Source organism: Kingella negevensis, assembly GCF_030177895.1.
GTDB lineage: Bacteria > Pseudomonadota > Gammaproteobacteria > Burkholderiales > Neisseriaceae > Kingella_C > Kingella_C negevensis.
The window spans coordinates 437,743-453,230 of record NZ_CP123448.1 but is presented as its reverse complement, the minus strand read 5'-3'; the positions used below and the strand labels follow the sequence as shown (position 1 = coordinate 453,230).

General features: G+C 45.2%; 16 protein-coding genes. 8 read left to right on the top strand and 8 right to left on the bottom strand.

What is annotated here, in order from left to right; translation table 11 throughout:
- Nucleotides 1-65: 65 nt before the first annotated feature.
- From QEO93_RS02440 to QEO93_RS02425, 4 genes are all read left to right on the top strand, one after another.
- Nucleotides 66-2,075 (top strand): DNA cytosine methyltransferase, encoded by a 2,010-nt coding sequence (locus tag QEO93_RS02440; RefSeq protein WP_209434864.1) that lies wholly within the window; start codon nucleotides 66-68, stop codon nucleotides 2,073-2,075.
- A gap of 30 nt (nucleotides 2,076-2,105) precedes the next feature.
- Complete coding sequence (locus QEO93_RS02435; RefSeq protein WP_032137682.1) at nucleotides 2,106-3,056, top strand: iron chelate uptake ABC transporter family permease subunit; 951 nt, start codon at nucleotides 2,106-2,108, stop codon at nucleotides 3,054-3,056.
- 12 nt (nucleotides 3,057-3,068) lie between these two features.
- Nucleotides 3,069-3,827 (top strand): iron ABC transporter ATP-binding protein, encoded by a 759-nt coding sequence (locus QEO93_RS02430; RefSeq protein WP_085815522.1) that lies wholly within the window; start codon nucleotides 3,069-3,071, stop codon nucleotides 3,825-3,827.
- A 142-nt stretch (nucleotides 3,828-3,969) separates the two neighbouring features.
- Nucleotides 3,970-4,770 (top strand): substrate-binding periplasmic protein, encoded by an 801-nt coding sequence (locus tag QEO93_RS02425; protein ID WP_085815508.1) that lies wholly within the window; start codon nucleotides 3,970-3,972, stop codon nucleotides 4,768-4,770.
- 41 nt (nucleotides 4,771-4,811) lie between these two features.
- Here the strand turns inward: QEO93_RS02425 and fdx are convergent, their stop codons facing one another.
- Nucleotides 4,812-5,150, bottom strand: coding sequence for an ISC system 2Fe-2S type ferredoxin (gene fdx, locus QEO93_RS02420; RefSeq protein ID WP_032137515.1), 339 nt, complete (start codon nucleotides 5,148-5,150; stop codon nucleotides 4,812-4,814).
- 145 nt (nucleotides 5,151-5,295) lie between these two features.
- On the opposite strand from fdx, the gene QEO93_RS02415 reads away from it, so the two are divergent.
- The gene (locus QEO93_RS02415) at nucleotides 5,296-6,099 is read left to right on the top strand and encodes a substrate-binding periplasmic protein (RefSeq protein WP_085815507.1); all 804 of its coding nucleotides are present in this window, start codon (nucleotides 5,296-5,298) and stop codon (nucleotides 6,097-6,099) included.
- Nucleotides 6,100-6,305: 206 nt separating this feature from the next.
- Nucleotides 6,306-6,722, top strand: a complete 417-nt coding sequence (locus tag QEO93_RS02410) for a DUF2147 domain-containing protein (RefSeq protein WP_032137366.1) — start codon at nucleotides 6,306-6,308, stop codon at nucleotides 6,720-6,722.
- Nucleotides 6,723-6,770: 48 nt separating this feature from the next.
- On the opposite strand, the gene QEO93_RS02405 is transcribed toward QEO93_RS02410, so the two are convergent.
- The 4 genes from QEO93_RS02405 to upp form a co-directional block, all read right to left on the bottom strand.
- A complete protein-coding gene (locus QEO93_RS02405; protein ID WP_085815506.1) occupies nucleotides 6,771-7,565 on the bottom strand; it encodes a thymidylate synthase in 795 nt (264 codons plus the stop codon).
- A gap of 65 nt (nucleotides 7,566-7,630) precedes the next feature.
- On the bottom strand, nucleotides 7,631-8,578 hold the full coding sequence (gshB, locus tag QEO93_RS02400; RefSeq protein WP_032137364.1) for a glutathione synthase: 948 nt from the start codon (nucleotides 8,576-8,578) through the stop codon (nucleotides 7,631-7,633).
- A 36-nt stretch (nucleotides 8,579-8,614) separates the two neighbouring features.
- Nucleotides 8,615-8,932 (bottom strand): DUF2322 family protein, encoded by a 318-nt coding sequence (locus QEO93_RS02395; RefSeq protein ID WP_032137363.1) that lies wholly within the window; start codon nucleotides 8,930-8,932, stop codon nucleotides 8,615-8,617.
- 64 nt (nucleotides 8,933-8,996) lie between these two features.
- A complete protein-coding gene (upp, locus tag QEO93_RS02390; RefSeq protein ID WP_032137362.1) occupies nucleotides 8,997-9,629 on the bottom strand; it encodes a uracil phosphoribosyltransferase in 633 nt (210 codons plus the stop codon).
- 206 nt (nucleotides 9,630-9,835) lie between these two features.
- On the opposite strand from upp, the gene QEO93_RS02385 reads away from it, so the two are divergent.
- Nucleotides 9,836-10,216 carry a hypothetical protein gene (locus QEO93_RS02385; protein WP_032137361.1) on the top strand — a complete coding sequence of 127 codons (381 nt, stop codon included), beginning with the start codon at nucleotides 9,836-9,838 and terminating at the stop codon, nucleotides 10,214-10,216.
- On the top strand, nucleotides 10,213-11,169 hold the full coding sequence (locus tag QEO93_RS02380; RefSeq protein ID WP_032137360.1) for an asparaginase: 957 nt from the start codon (nucleotides 10,213-10,215) through the stop codon (nucleotides 11,167-11,169). The genes QEO93_RS02385 and QEO93_RS02380 overlap by 4 nt, the downstream gene beginning before the upstream one ends.
- A 214-nt stretch (nucleotides 11,170-11,383) precedes the next feature.
- On the opposite strand, the gene QEO93_RS02375 is transcribed toward QEO93_RS02380, so the two are convergent.
- The 3 genes from QEO93_RS02375 to QEO93_RS02365 all read right to left on the bottom strand — a co-directional run bounded on the left by QEO93_RS02375 (nucleotide 11,384) and on the right by QEO93_RS02365 (nucleotide 15,424).
- Entirely contained in the window at nucleotides 11,384-12,121 is a 738-nt protein-coding gene (locus tag QEO93_RS02375; RefSeq protein ID WP_032137359.1) for a class I SAM-dependent methyltransferase, read from the bottom strand.
- A 63-nt stretch (nucleotides 12,122-12,184) separates the two neighbouring features.
- A complete protein-coding gene (locus QEO93_RS02370) occupies nucleotides 12,185-13,846 on the bottom strand; it encodes an electron transfer flavoprotein-ubiquinone oxidoreductase (RefSeq protein ID WP_032137358.1) in 1,662 nt (553 codons plus the stop codon).
- Nucleotides 13,847-13,972: 126 nt separating this feature from the next.
- Nucleotides 13,973-15,424 carry an aminoacyl-histidine dipeptidase gene (locus QEO93_RS02365; protein ID WP_085815505.1) on the bottom strand — a complete coding sequence of 484 codons (1,452 nt, stop codon included), beginning with the start codon at nucleotides 15,422-15,424 and terminating at the stop codon, nucleotides 13,973-13,975.
- Between the last annotated feature and the right edge of the window lie 64 nt (nucleotides 15,425-15,488).

The following is a 15,488-nucleotide window of genomic DNA, read 5'->3' as shown; positions in this document are numbered from 1 at the left end:
AGCTGCCTGAAAATCATTGGCTTCAATGTTATGATCAATCCAATTTATAATGGCTAGAATGTACCGTGAAAAAAATCTTTAACCAATCAAATCAACAACTAAATTTATTTTTAAATGAAGAAAATTTAAATCTACAAAATCCGCCAAATTTGGCTAAACCATTGCGTTTTATTGACCTGTTTGCTGGCATTGGCGGTTTTCATTTGGCATTAAATTCTGTGGGGGCGGAATGTGTTTTTGCGTCTGAAAAAGATGAACACGCTCGCCGAACTTATCAACACAATTTTAATACAGAACATTTTGAATTAAATACAGATATTCGCAAAATTGCTCCCGAACAAATCCCTGACCACGATATTTTATGTGCAGGTTTTCCGTGTCAGCCATTTTCGCAGGCTGGCTTAAAAAAGGGTTTTACCGACGGCGAAGATTCCGAGCGTGGCAATTTGTTTTTCTGTATTTTGGATATTTTGGAAGCCAAAAAACCAAAAGCATTTATTTTGGAAAACGTGCGTGGTTTAGTTAATCACGACAACGGCAGGACTTTTACGATTATTCAAGAATTGCTAAAAAACGCAGGTTATTTAATTTATTATCAAGTTTTAAAAGCGTCTGATTACAATATTCCGCAACATCGCCCACGCATTTTTATTGTTGGGTTTAGAAATGCACCGTCTTTGCCAGCGTTTCATTTTCCACCCAAATTGCCTTTAACTTACACGATGTCGGATATTTGGGGCGGAAATTGTGAAAAAGAAATCGGTTTTACTTTGCGTGTTGGCGGTAAAGGCTCAACGATTGACGATAGACGAAATTGGGAATTTTATCGTGTAGATGGCGAAATCAAACGCATTGGCATTGATGAAAGCAAAAAAATGATGGCATTTCCTGAAAGCTATCATTTCCCCGTTTCCAAAACCCAGGCAATGAAACAACTTGGTAACAGCGTTTGCGTAGAAGTCGTGCGACAAGTGGCTCGTTCGGTCGTGAATTATTTATATCAAAATCAATCACTTTTTAATCAGGAAAACGATATGGCAATTAAACGCAACAAAGGCGAATTAAGTGAAATTTACGCTTTATGCAAAGTGATTTTTAAGCAAAAAATTGCATATGGCGATTTAAATGCACAAATAACCGCTGATAGCATTCAAGTTTTAAAATTACATACCAATCAATCAGATATTGATTTAAATAAAAGTCAAATTGTCATTACATCAAAAGACAAAACAATCACTTACGTTTTATCGGATTTGATTACACAGGCTGAATTAAATCAAATTTTAGACGATATTAAACACAGCAAAAGCACGTTTAGCAGTCAATTATTGGAACAAAAGACGGCATTATTGGGATTAGAAAAAACCAAAGGCACTTCACTAGAAAAAGGCGATTTAACTTTGACTTTTGATGAAAATGGACAAATTTTCGCCCAACAAAATGCAAGTATTAAATCGTTTTTGGGTAATGCTCCGACTTTGATTAACGCATCACAAGCAACCAATTTTATTTATCAAATTCAAGGGGTAAGTATTGATGATATGCAAACAGTAAACCAGATTGACAGCCGAGCGAAAATCAAAGACCGTTTGCAAAAAATTATGGATTTGGGTGGAAAATTGTCGTTTATTCAATGTGAAAATACGGTTTATGAAAGCACGTTGCGGAAAGTGGATAGCCGAATGCCTGAAATTTTGGCGGACGCATTATTGGCATTTTTCCGCAAAGAAATCAGCAATAAATTAGCTGATTTTCCTGAACAAAAAATAGAAAATTACGAACAAAAACAGCAAATTCATTGCCGTTTGCGTGATTTTATTAAAGCCAGTATTTTAGGAATTTTTCCCACACACGAATGGGACGGCAATTTAACCGCTAATTCGGTTTTATTGGTCAATCAAGACGGCGAATTGTTGTTCTATCACACCAATAAAGACGCTATTTTAAAAGAATTTTTCTATAAAAATACGTTTTTTGATACACCGTCATCATCTCGTCATCGCTTTGGCTTAATTTATCAAGAAAATGGGAAATTATATTTTAAATTAAATTTGCAATTACGTTTGGCAAGATAACTTAAAATGCTGCCTGAAATGGATTGGATTATGTCAAAAGATTTAAAACTAATTTGGATTTTATCGGCGGTGTTGCTGCTGTCGTGTGGGCTGTTTTTGACGTGGAACGCGCAGGGGGCGTGGGATTTTATTCTGCCGCTTCGGGCGAAAAAGTTGGGCGCGTTGCTGCTGATTGCGTATGCGGTGGGCGTGTCCACTATGTTGTTTCAGACAATTACGAATAATCCGATTCTCACGCCGTCTGTGTTGGGCTTTGATACGCTGTATATTTTTCTGCAAACGCTGCTGGTGTTTGTGCTCGGCGGTGTAGGTTATACGCAGTTGCCGCTTTTGGGAAAATTTGCGCTGGAATTGGTGGTGATGATGGGCGCGTCTTTGTTGCTGTTTCAGATGTTGTTGCGGCAGGGTGGGCGTGATTTAGCGCGGATGATTTTGATTGGTGTGATTTTTGGGGTGTTGTTTCGTAGTTTGTCTAGCCTGTTGCAGCGTGTGATTGACCCCGAAGAATTTGCGGTGGCGCAGGCGAATACGTTTGCGAGTTTTAATACGGTGAACACGAATATGCTGACGATTGGCGGCGCGATTATGCTGCTCAGCGTGGCGATGATTTGGCGCGAGCGACATCGCTTGGACGTGCATTTGTTGGGGCGCGACCAAGTGACCAATCTCGGTATCAACTATCAGAAAAATACGCTGTGGATTTTGTTATGGATTTCGGTGTTGGTGGCAACCGCAACCGCAACGGTTGGGCCTGTGAGTTTTTTTGGCTTGCTGGTGTGTGCGTTGGCGAATCATTTTTCAGGCAGCCTGAAACATTCGGTGCGCTTGCCGTTGGTGGTGTTGATTGCTGGGATTATGTTGGTGGCAGGTCAGGCGGTGTTTGAGCATTTGTTGGGCATGAAAGCGGTGTTGAGTGTGGTGGTGGAATTTGCTGGGGGGCTGGTGTTTTTGTGGTTGGTGTTGCGGAAACGAGCGGTTTGATTGGAAGAAAATATGATTGAAATTAAGAATGTATCTCACAAAATCGGCAAGCAGCAAATTTTAAATAATGTATCGCTGAACATTCCACAAAACGGTATTACCGCGTTTATTGGCGCAAACGGTGCGGGCAAATCGACGCTAATGTCGTTTATGGCACGATTGCAACCGTTGGTTTCAGGCAGCATTGCGTATAACGGACGCGATTTGGCGACCACGCCAACGGCAGAAGTGGCGAAAATTTTGGCGATTTTGACGCAAGAAAACAGCATTCACAGCCGCATTTCGGTGCGTGATTTGTTGCTGTTTGGGCGTTATCCGTATCATCAGGGGCGACCGACTGATGAAGATAAAGCGATTGTGGAACAAGCGATTACGCAGTTTCAGCTTGAACCACTTGCGCATCGTTATTTGACGGAATTGTCAGGCGGACAACGCCAACGCGCCCTCATCGCTATGGTGTTTTGCCAAAGTACGGAATATGTATTGCTGGACGAGCCGTTGAATAATTTGGATATGTATTACGCGCGAAATTTGATGCAGCTTTTGCGTGAATTGACGCATGAACACAATCGCACCACAGTAGTGGTGTTGCACGACATTAATATGGCGGCGGCGTATGCGGATTATGTGGTAGCGATGCAACAAGGAGAAGTGAAATTTTCAGGCAGCCCTGAAAAGGTGTTTACTGTTGAAAATATCAAAGCGTTATTTGATATGGACGTGGAAGTGCTTGACCATAAAGGGAAAAAACTGATTGTTCACCACATCTAAAAAATGCAGCCTGAAGATATTTTCAGGCTGCATTACGTTCATATTTATTTGTAAACTTTTTATTGGTTTTACAAAATACCGTATAATTCACATAAATTAAAATTTTATTTCGATTTTACCCACTTACAAAGAAGGAAATAACATGACACGTAAATTCTTAGCTTTATTGGTTACATCTGCATTATTAGCAGGCTGCGGCGACAACAGCGCACCAAAAACCGAAACGTCAGCCGCTTCTGCTGCTGCATCACAAACAGCTAACTTAGAAACCTTAACCGTTGGTGGCGAAGTAAGTTACGAACCTTACGCATTCAAAGACGAAAAAGGTCAAGCACAAGGCTTTGAAGTGGACGTGATGAACGCCATCGCTAAAGCGGCAGGCATGAACGCACAATTCATTGACGCGCCACGTGGAGCAGCCGTTGAAACCCTGAATAATGGCACATTTATGGCATTCTCATCAGCCATGTCTCGAGCAGCATACCGCTTAGAAACAATGGATATGGGTCAGCCATACATTGATTTCGACCGTGCGCTGTACGTTTTAGACACGCCCAAAACAGCAAATTTGAAAACATTGGCAGATTTCAAAGGCAAACGCATTGCTTCACACAAAAGCAGTAAAGGTAACGTTAAAAAAATCGAAGAAATGGGCGCAACACCTGTGTTGTCAGATTCATTCTTTTTGATGTTGAACGACGTAGCACAAGGCAAAGCAGATGCTGCAATTGGCGATAAACGTATTTTCCAATACTACCAAGTGAAATACCCAGAAACTAAATCACACATCATTTCAACAGGCGAAGAAAAACGTCAATTCTCATTCGGCGTGAAAAAAGGTAATACAGAATTGTTGAAAAAATTGGACGGCGGCTTGGAAAAAATCAAAGCTGACGGCACTTTAGACAAAATCATTGAAAAATGGTTTGGTAAACAGGACTAAAACAAAAAGCCAACGATTTCGGTCGTTGGCTTTTTTATTGGTTAACCTTCACGCGCATGATTAATCGTATATTTTGGAATTTCCACAATCAAATCCGCCTGAGCCACTTTTGCTTGGCAACTCAAACGCGATTCCGCTTCCAAACCCCATGCTTGGTCGAGCAAATCTTCTTCCAATTCGGTTGGCTCAACCAAACTATCAAAACCTTGGCGCACAATCACATGGCAAGTGGTGCAAGCGCATGATTTTTCGCAAGCATGGTCAATATCAATTCCGTTTTCCAGCAAAACATCGCAAATCGTTTCGCCGACTGTTGCCACTTCAATCGTTTTGCCTTCAGGGCAAAGCGTTTCATGCGGCAAGACTGTAATTTTTGGCATGGTTCTATTCTCTTGATGATTTAAAGGCGCGAATTATAACGCAATTTTCAGGCTGCCTGAAAACCAAATTATTCTAAAGTCTTTACACTAATAAAGTAGTTGCACTATAATTTTGTTTTAGTATATTCACTCTAAGAAAGAACACATGAAAAAATTATTTTTAGCCACCTTATTGGTTACATCTGCATTATTAGCAGGCTGCGGCGACAACAGCGCACCAGAAACCGAAACGCCAGCCGCTTCTGCTGCTGCATCACAAACAGCCAACTTAGAAACCTTAACCGTTGGTGGCGAAGTAAGTTACGAACCTTACGCATTCAAAGACGAAAAAGGTCAAGCACAAGGCTTTGAAGTGGACGTGATGAACGCCATCGCTAAAGCGGCAGGCATGAACGCACAATTCATTGACGCGCCACGTGGAGCAGCCGTTGAAACCCTGAATAATGGCACATTTATGGCATTCTCATCAGCCATGTCTCGAGCAGCATACCGCTTAGAAACAATGGATATGGGTCAGCCATACATTGATTTCGACCGTGCGCTGTACGTTTTAGACACGCCCAAAACAGCAAATTTGAAAACATTGGCAGATTTCAAAGGCAAACGCATTGCTTCACACAAAAGCAGTAAAGGTAACGTTAAAAAAATCGAAGAAATGGGCGCAACACCTGTGTTGTCAGATTCATTCTTTTTGATGTTGAACGACGTAGCACAAGGCAAAGCAGATGCTGCAATTGGCGATAAACGTATTTTCCAATACTACCAAGTGAAATACCCAGAAACTAAATCACACATCATTTCAACAGGCGAAGAAAAACGTCAATTCTCATTCGGCGTGAAAAAAGGTAATACAGAATTGTTGAAAAAATTGGACGGCGGCTTGGAAAAAATCAAAGCTGACGGCACTTTAGACAAAATCATTGAAAAATGGTTTGGTAAACAGGACTAAAACAAAAAGCCAACGATTTCGGTCGTTGGCTTTTTTATTGGTTAACCTTCACGCGCATGATTAATCGTATCTCTTGGTGATTTAAAGGCGCGAGTTATAACGCAATTTTCAGGCTGCCTGAAAACCAAATTATTCTAAAGTCTTTACACTAATAAAGTAATTGCACTATAATTTTGTTTTAGTCTATTCACTCTAAGAAAGAACACATGAAAAAATTATTTTTAGCCACCTTATTTTCTGCTTCAGCCTTCAGCGCATTTGCTTCAGGCATTGAAGGCAAATGGCGCACGATTGACGATGAAACAGGCAAACCCAAAGCCGTTGTAACCATTAGCAAAAGCGGCAGCAGCTATAACGGCACGATTACAGGCTTGGCGCAAGGCGTGAACAACGTCTGCCCAGCGTGTTCAGGCAATCGCCCATTGGTTGGCTTGACTGTAGTAACAGGTTTGAAAGCCGCTTCTGAAACCGAATTCAAAGACGGCAAAATCTACGACCCGAAATCGGGCAAAACGTATCAATCCAAAGCCACCCTATCCGCAGATGGCAACACGTTGAAAGTGCGCGGATTTATCGGCATTTCTGCCTTGGGTCGCACGCAAACTTGGACGCGCGTTCAATAATTTTACACAATCAAAAAGCAGCCTGAAAACTTTTCAGGCTGCTTTTATTTATACCGACACAACGGCTTTAATATGCGGATGTGGGTCGTAATCCACCAATTCAAAATCTTCAAACTTAAACGCGAAAATATCTTTCACATCGGGATTAATTTTCATCGTAGGCAGCTTGCGAGGCTCGCGTGTGAGCTGCAATTCGGCTTGTTCAAAGTGGTTTTTATAGATGTGCGCGTCGCCCAAAGTATGCACAAATTCGCCTGCTTGCAAGCCGCAAACTTGGGCGAGCATGAGCGTTAAAAGCGCGTAGCTGGCAATATTGAACGGCACACCTAGGAAAATATCCGCGCTACGTTGATAGAGCTGACAAGAGAGTTTGCCATCTGCCACATAAAATTGGAACAGCGCGTGGCATGGCGGCAATGCCATGTTGTCCACTTCGGCGGGATTCCATGCGGACACAATCAGGCGACGGCTATCTGGATTGTTTTTGATTTGTAGGACGAGGTTGCTGATTTGGTCAATCGTTTCGCCGTTTGCGCCGCGCCAACTGCGCCATTGTGCGCCATACACGCGCCCTAAATCGCCGTTTTCATCTGCCCATTCGTCCCAAATGCGCACGCCGTTTTCTTTGAGATAACGGATGTTGGTATTGCCTGACAAGAACCATAACAGTTCGTGGATAATGGATTTCAGGTGTAGTTTTTTGGTGGTTAACACGGGGAAGCCGTCTGCTAAATTGAAACGCATTTGGTAGCCAAACACGGAGCGTGTGCCTGTGCCTGTGCGGTCGGCTTTATCCACGCCGTTTTGCATAACGTGGTTCATTAAGTCTAAATATTGTTTCATGGTTCTCTCTATTTTTCGGTTTTCAGGCTGCCTGAAAAAGTCGGATTCAAGAATCCGACCTACGGTTATTTTGCGTTGCGTTCTACGGCGTTGATAAACATCGCGGCAACATCAAAGCCTTTTTGGTTGGTGATTTCTTGGAAACCTGTTGGGCTGGTTACATTCACTTCGGTTAAGCAATCGCCAATCACGTCCAAACCTGCGAGCAAAATGCCACGCGCTTTGAGTTGCGGCGCGAGCGTTTCAGCAATTTCTCTATCGCGTGCAGACAATTCTTGTGCGACACCGCGTCCGCCTGCTGCCAAATTGCCGCGTGTTTCGCCGTTTTGTGGGATTCGCGCGAGCGCATATGGGACAACTTCGCCGTCAATCACAAGAATGCGTTTGTCACCTTTGATGATTTCGGGAATATAGCGTTGCGCCATGATGGTGCGTGTGTCTAGACGCATGAGCGTTTCTAGAATGCTGCCGATATTAGGGTCTGTTTCGGTGAGGCGGAAAATGCCCATGCCGCCCATGCCATCTAGTGGTTTGACGATGATGTCTTTGTGTTCAGCAAGAAATTCGCGAACTTGTGCGGCGCGTGTGGTTACAAGCGTGGGCGATGTGAATTGCGAAAAATTTAAAATGGCGAGTTTTTCGTTGAAATCGCGCATGGCTTGTCCGCTGTTGTAAACGTGTGCGCCTTGTTGCTCGGCAAGTGTGAGCAGTTGCGTTGAATACAAATATTGCATGTCAAACGGTGGGTCGGTGCGCATAATCACGGCTTCAAACTCGGTTAAGGCAGCCTGAAAGGGGTCGGCAGCCTGAAACCATGCGTGGTCGTCTTTTGCGCCAAGAAATTGGAAAGGTACGGCGCGTGTGTGGACTTTACCTGCGACAACATTGAGTTCGCTGGCGAGTGTGTGATAAAGGCTGTATCCGCGTTTGGCAGCTTCGCACATCATGGCGTAGGTGGTGTCTTTGTAGGTTTTGAAGCCTGCCATGGGGTCGGCGATGAATAGGATTTTCATGTTTGTCCTTTCGTTTGTTTTCAGGCTGCCTGAAAGTTATTTTGCCAATGGTTTCAGGCTGTAAACTAGGTTTTCTTGTTGCACTTTAAACAGTAAATCAATGTTTGGGTGTTTGCCTGTGTTGGCTTGTGCGTCGGCAACGTGTTCGGCGAACCAGTCTAAACCTTGTTGTGCGGCTTGGGCGTTGAGTGTGCCGTTGAATTGTTCGGCGAGTGCGTTGTAGAGTTTCAGGCTGCCTAATTTGCCTTCAATGGCGGGAATGTTGTGAATCACTGCGCCTGTTGGGTCGCATACGTCTAAACCTGATAAGTGTGTGATTTCAGGCATTTGGGCTAGGTTTTCTTTAAAAGCCATGATTTTTCCTTATTCGCGTTTCAGGCTGCCTGAAAATGATTTGGCAGCCTGAATTGGGTGTGATTTAGTTATTGCGTGTACCGAAAATTTTGTCGCCTGCATCGCCTAAACCTGGAATGATGTAGCCGTCTTCGTTCAAGTGGCTATCCAGCGCGGCGGTGTAAATAGTTACATCTGGGTGCGCGTCTGATACGACTTTCACGCCTTCTGGTGCAGCTACCAACACCAATGCTTTGATGTTTTTGCAGCCTTTGCTTTTGAGCAAGTCAATCGTGGCAACCATTGAACCGCCTGTTGCCAACATGGGGTCAATAATCAAGGCTGGGCGTTCGTCCATGTTATCAACCAATTTTTCAAAATAAGACACGGGTTGCAGGGTTTCTTCATCGCGTTGCAAGCCAACTACGCTGATTTTTGCGCCTGGAATCAAGTCCAACACGCCGTCTAGCATGCCTAAACCTGCGCGCAAGATTGGCACGACGGTAACGGTTTTGCCTTTGATGCGTTGACCGACCATTTTGCCGCACCAACCGTCAATTTCGTAGTCTTCTACACAAAAATCGCGCGTTGCTTCATAAGTCATCAAACGCGCTAATTCTTTGGTTAATGTACGAAATTTGCCTGTGTTGCAATTTGCTTCGCGCATTAAAGTGAGTTTGTGTTTTACCAATGGGTGGTCAATTACTTGTAAAGTCATTTTGTATTACCTTGCTTTTGGGAGATGAAAACGAGTGTAATTATAGCAAAGATAGAGTGTGCAAGCAGCCTGAAAATGCGGTATATTTAAATTTTGTTTACTTTAGTGAATGAAAATAAAAATGAGACAAGGTGACAACGTCCGCTGTGTGCATAACGCCGTATCATTGCTATTTTCATTCACTAATCAATTTCACGGAAACTACTATGTTTAATAAGCCTGAAGAAATTTTAATGGCGATTCTTGCGGCGATTTGGATTGGTGCAAACTATTATCTTGCCGCGCTCGCTACGTCTGCTATGCCTAAATATACGTTTATGATTACGATTGCTGTTGTGGTGTGGACGTGTTTGACGTTTTGGCTGTGGCACAAAGAAGTTCTGTTTCGTGTTTACCCGATTATGCTAGGCTTGCTGGTCGGCTGCTGGACGTTTTGGCTGGACTGGTTTGCGCAAGGGGTAAATCCTGCGCCTTGGTATGCGACTTGGTGGTTTAAGCTGATTTTGGTTACGTTGCCGATTGTGGGCTTTTATGGCAAGGAGTGGGCGAATCGCCATAAACGCCAATTGAAGAGTGTGTTTCGATGAAACGCATTTTTGTTTTATACACGGGTGGCACGATTGGCATGGTGCAGAGTGAATTGGGTTTGCGTCCTGATACGGGGATTGTGAATTCGGCTCTTGTGCCGTTTTCAGGCTGCCTGAAATGTGATTGGTTTGTTTGTGAGCCATTGATTGATAGTTCGGCGGTGTCGCCAAAGCATTGGGCGGATTGGTTGCGGATTTTGCAAGCGCAGTTGCCGCGCTATGACGGGGCGTTGATTTTGCATGGCACGGATACGTTGGCTTACACGGCAAATGTGTTGGCGTTGGCTTTGGATACGCTGGGAAAACCTGTGGTGCTGACGGGGTCGCAAAAGCCGTTTGACCATGTGAATAGTGATGCGCCTGATAATTTGCAAACGGCGGTTGCTGCCCTGCTTCGTGATGATGTGCGTGAAGTTTTGTTGGCCTTTAATGGGAAATTGTTTCCTGCGGTGGGCTGTAGCAAAGTTAGCACGGAAACGGACGATGGTTTTGCGAATGCGCATTTTGGCGAATGGCAGCCTGAAAGTGGGGTTGCGCCGTTTTCAGGCTGCGTGAAGCGTGTGTTTAATCCTGATGTGCGTGTGGCAAATGTTTATTTAACGCCTGTTGCTGGGGTTCAGGCTGCGGCGTTTATGTTGGATAATTTTGGGGCGGCTGCGGCGATTGTGCAGTCTTTTGGGCATGGGAATGCGCCTAATGATGCGAACTGGTTGGCGGCGGTGCGGCGGTTTACGCAGCAAGGAAAGGTGTTGCTGAATATTAGCCAAGTGCCGCAAGGTTGTGCGGCGGCGGTTTATGCACAAGGGAATGCGTTGCGGCAAGCTGGCGCCATTCAGGGTGGCAAGTGCAATATTGAAACGGCGGTTGCGTTGGCGATGTTGGCAGCGGCTAATGATTGGTCGGCTGATGATGTGGCTGCGGAATTGGCGCGGTTGCGGTTGCGGTTGATTTGATTTTGGATTCACGCTCAGTTTATTGGGCGTGAATTTTTGTTTGCTCTGCCCTATTGGTTGTTGAATTGAAACTGGTGGGGTTTCAGTAATTTTTATTTTTTAATAGGTTTATATATAAGCGTTATGTTAAATAATATTATAAATAAAAATAATCGCAGCCTGAAACAATATTTTCAGGCTGCGATTATTTATGATGTGTTTACATCTACGGCATTTATTTATTTTCAGGTTGTAACGGCAAATAAATATCAAACCGAGTTGATTTTCCTTCATACTGATACGCAGGTTTCACGCCACACAAAAACTCCCCCAAACGCGGACGTTTCACCACAATTCGCTTTTTCGCCACTTCCCTCGCAGCCTGAAATAATTGCGCGTCCGCATCGCTTTCAGGCAGCCCGACTAATTCATGAAAATACGCCATTTCCTTTTTCACGGCTGCCGACTTCTGCCGCTCGGGATACATCGGGTCAAGATACACCACATCGGGCTTGCCGACTGCTGCCGCTTGTTCACGCAAAAGTTGCGCCGCGTTGCCCTGAATCAGCGTGATATTTGCCACCACTTCCGCGATTTCAGGCTGCATTTTTGCCCGTTGCAAGCCGTCCAACAACAATGCAAACACCGCAAAATTTTGCTCAAACGTCTGAACGCACAAACCTAAACTTGCTAGCACAAAACTATCACGCCCCAAGCCGCCAGTCGCGTCCCAAACGGTTGGCTTTGTGGTATGGTTTACTGCCTTGCCAATCAGTTCTCCGCCGCCTTTTGTGCGCCGATATTGCGCCGCGCCGCTCGCAAAATCCACTTGCACCACACCCTTCTCTCCTACTTTCGCGAGCGATAAACCGTGTTCATCGTATCGCAGAAATACGCCGTTTTCAGGCTGCGTTTTCGTGGGCGTATGCGCGGATAAATGCTCAGGTAAAACCAGTTGAGTAACAATATTCATGATTTTTGATTTTCTGTGAGACAAAACTTTCAGGCTGCAATCTAAGTCGCAGCCTGAAAAAACTTACATTTCCGAATAATTCGGTCCACCACTTCCCTCTGGGCAAATCCAGTTGATATTTTGTGTTGGGTCTTTGATGTCGCAGGTTTTGCAGTGAACACAATTCGCTGCATTGATTTGTAAACGCGGTGCACCGTTTTCTTCTACGATTTCGTACACGCCAGCAGGGCAATAACACGTTTCAGGGCTGGCGTATTCTTTGAAATTCACGTCAATCATCGTTTGCGCGTTTTTCAGTTGCAAATGCGATGGCTGGTCTTCTTCATGCGACACATTCGCCAAAAACACGCTGCTCAAACGGTCAAACGTGATTTTGCCATCAGGTTTTGGATAATCAATCGGCTGACAATCCGCCGCTTTTTTTAGGCTGCCTGAATCCGTGCCGTGATGTTTCAACGTCCACGCGCCGCGCCCTTTCAACACATATTGCTCCAACGCAGTGTAAATCATCGCAGGAATCAAACCCCATTTAAAAGACGGACGAATATTTCGAGCCTGATGCAATTCATCATATAACCAGCTATTTTCAAATAGTTTTTGATAATTATCTGCCGACACATTTTTTTCAGGCAACTCGCCATCGTGTTCCACCAAAACAGGGAAAATCGCTTCTGCCGCCAACATCGCCGATTTCATCGCGGTATGACAGCCTTTGATGCGCGGCACATTCAAAAAGCCCGCGCAATCGCCAATCAACACGCCGCCCGCAAATGATAATTTCGGCAAACTCTGCAAACCGCCTTCCACCAAAGCTCGCGCCCCGTAAGCGATTCGGCGACCGCCCTCCAAAAGCGGACGAATCGCAGGGTGCAATTTAAAGCGTTGAAATTCCTCAAATGGCGACAAATACGGATTTTCATAATCCAGCCCCACCACAAAACCAATCGCCACTTTATTATCGTCTAAATGATAAATAAATGAACCGCCGTAAGTGTGCGAATCCAACGGATAACCTGTTGTGTGAATGGCTAAACCTGCTTGCGATTTTTCAGGCTGCACTTCCCAAATTTCCTTAATCCCCAAACCGTAAGTTTGTGGCTGACTGAATCGGTCGAGCGAATATTGGCGAATAATCGTTTTGCTCAACGAGCCACGCGCCCCTTCGGCAAAAATGGTTTGCTGCGCGTGTAATTCCATGCCAGCTTGGAAATTCGCGGTCGGTTCGCCGTCTTTGCCCACGCCCATATTGCCTGTCGCCACGCCTTTCACGCTGCCGTCTTTGTGGTACAAAATTTCCGCGCCTGCAAAACCTGCGTAAATTTCCACGCCGAGATTTTCCGCTTGTTCCGCCAACCATTTACACAACACGCCTAAGCTGATGATGTAATTGCCATGATTTTGAAAACTTGGCGGCGTGAGTGGAATTTTGAATGATTTATTTTCGGTCAAAAATAAAACTTGGTCGTCCGTAACAGGGCGCGTGAGCGGTGCGCCCAATTCGCGCCATTTTGGCAACAATTCGTCTAGCGCAATCGGGTCAAACACCGCGCCCGATAAAATGTGTGCACCCACTTCGCTGCCTTTTTCTAATACGCAAACGCTGATTTCACGGTTTTGCTCGGCGGCGATTTGTTTCAATTTAATCGCAGCAGACAAGCCCGCCACGCCTGCGCCGACAATCACGACATCGTATTGCATGCTGTCGCGTTCAATTTCTTGGTTCATGGTTTTTGTTCCTGCGTATTTTTTGAATGGTGCGATTTTAACATTATTTACTTTCAGGCTGCGTGATTACTCTAAACGCAGCCTGAAAAAAACTGGGCTTCTTTTCAGAAACCCAGTCTTCACAAATTATTTCGCAGGAATTGCCAACAACACTTTTTTCAGCAACTCAAAATTTTTTGCCACGCTATCAATTTGCACGTGTTCGGTTGGCGAATGTGCGTTGAAAATGTTTGGACCAAACGAAACCATATCCATGTGCGGCGCTTTAGATTTCAGATAGCCGCATTCCAAACCTGCGTGAATCACTTGCACAGTTGGTTCTCTGCCAAATTCCGTCGCCATTAAAGGTTTCACCAATTCCAGCAATTTAGATTGTGGGTCTGGCAACCAACCAGGGTAATCATTGTGCGTGTGCATTTCCACACCAGCTAAACGCGATAACGCCGCCAATCTTTGTTTCAACGCTTGTTTTTGCGTTTCGCCCAGCGAGCGCATTAAGGTTTTCAGCGCAAAATCGCCCTGCTCTAGCGTTACCACACCAGCGTTGATAGACGTTTCCACAATGCCCGCAAAATCGTCGCTCATACGCAGCACACCATTTGGGAAGCTGCTGACGAAATCCAAAAAGTGTTGCGTGTCCGCTTGAGACAACACGGTTGCGGTGGTTTCTTGCGCGGTGCATTCCACTTTCAGGCTGCGTTCTACGGCATGCAACTCGGTTTGAATGATTTTGGCTTCGGCTTCAATCGCGGCAATCACGCTTTCGTCGCCCACAATAATGGCTTCTGCGCTGCGTGGAATAGCGTTAATCACTGTGCCGCCGTTGAACGCAATCAGTTGAATGGGCGCGACTTGGTTCGCAGCCTGAAGCACGCGGATTAGCACTAAATTGGCGTTGCCGCGATATTCGTGAATGTTTACACCTGAGTGTCCGCCACGCAAACCTGATACTTTCACGCTCAGTGTTTTGCCTGTGTACGCGTGGTGCGGATATTGGCGCGTGAATGTCGCGTCACAACCGCCTGCGCAACCGACAAAAATTTGTGCGTCGTCTTCGGTGTCCAAATTCAGCAAGTATGGCGCGGACAACCATTCAGGCTGCAAGACGTTCACGCCGCCCATGGACGTTTCTTCCTCTGTGGTGATGATGATGTGTAATTCTGGGTGGGCGATGTCGTCGCTGAACGCTACGGCTAATGCCATGGCTAAACCGATGCCGTTGTCTGCGCCTAATGTGGTGTGATTGGCATACACAAATTGGTCTTGAATGCGCGGCTGAATAGGGTCTTTGATGAAATCGTGGGTGGAATTATCGGCTTTTTGGGCAACCATGTCGCAATGGGCTTGCAGCGCAACGGGGGCGCGGTTTTCCATACCTTTGCTGGCGGGTTTGGTGATGTGCAGGTTGTTTTTGCTGTCGCGCTCTACGGTCATTCCGCGTGATTTGCCTTCGGTTTGCACTTGGTCGATGATGAATTGCACGAGTTCGGCTTCGTGGAAACTGGGGTGTGGAATGGCGCAGATTTTGGCGAACCATTGCCATACGGTTTGTGGGGCGAGTTGAGTGATGTCGTTCATTGTTTTAACCTTTAATGTTTTGTTAGAAAACGGGATGGATTGTACTGCGTTTGATTGCAGCCTG

Bases quoted from the DNA above. Each gene is read 5' to 3' on its own strand.
- QEO93_RS02435 (WP_032137682.1), top strand. From the start codon at position 2,106: ATGTCAAAAGATTTAAAACTAATTTGGATTTTATCGGCGGTGTTGCTG.
- QEO93_RS02430 (WP_085815522.1), top strand. From the start codon at position 3,069: ATGATTGAAATTAAGAATGTATCTCACAAAATCGGCAAGCAGCAAATT.
- QEO93_RS02425 (WP_085815508.1), top strand. From the start codon at position 3,970: ATGACACGTAAATTCTTAGCTTTATTGGTTACATCTGCATTATTAGCA.
- fdx (WP_032137515.1), bottom strand. From the start codon at position 5,150: ATGCCAAAAATTACAGTCTTGCCGCATGAAACGCTTTGCCCTGAAGGC.
- QEO93_RS02415 (WP_085815507.1), top strand. From the start codon at position 5,296: ATGAAAAAATTATTTTTAGCCACCTTATTGGTTACATCTGCATTATTA.
- QEO93_RS02410 (WP_032137366.1), top strand. From the start codon at position 6,306: ATGAAAAAATTATTTTTAGCCACCTTATTTTCTGCTTCAGCCTTCAGC.
- QEO93_RS02405 (WP_085815506.1), bottom strand. From the start codon at position 7,565: ATGAAACAATATTTAGACTTAATGAACCACGTTATGCAAAACGGCGTG.
- gshB (WP_032137364.1), bottom strand. From the start codon at position 8,578: ATGAAAATCCTATTCATCGCCGACCCCATGGCAGGCTTCAAAACCTAC.
- QEO93_RS02395 (WP_032137363.1), bottom strand. From the start codon at position 8,932: ATGGCTTTTAAAGAAAACCTAGCCCAAATGCCTGAAATCACACACTTA.
- upp (WP_032137362.1), bottom strand. From the start codon at position 9,629: ATGACTTTACAAGTAATTGACCACCCATTGGTAAAACACAAACTCACT.
- QEO93_RS02385 (WP_032137361.1), top strand. From the start codon at position 9,836: ATGTTTAATAAGCCTGAAGAAATTTTAATGGCGATTCTTGCGGCGATT.
- QEO93_RS02380 (WP_032137360.1), top strand. From the start codon at position 10,213: ATGAAACGCATTTTTGTTTTATACACGGGTGGCACGATTGGCATGGTG.
- QEO93_RS02375 (WP_032137359.1), bottom strand. From the start codon at position 12,121: ATGAATATTGTTACTCAACTGGTTTTACCTGAGCATTTATCCGCGCAT.
- QEO93_RS02370 (WP_032137358.1), bottom strand. From the start codon at position 13,846: ATGAACCAAGAAATTGAACGCGACAGCATGCAATACGATGTCGTGATT.
- QEO93_RS02365 (WP_085815505.1), bottom strand. From the start codon at position 15,424: ATGAACGACATCACTCAACTCGCCCCACAAACCGTATGGCAATGGTTC.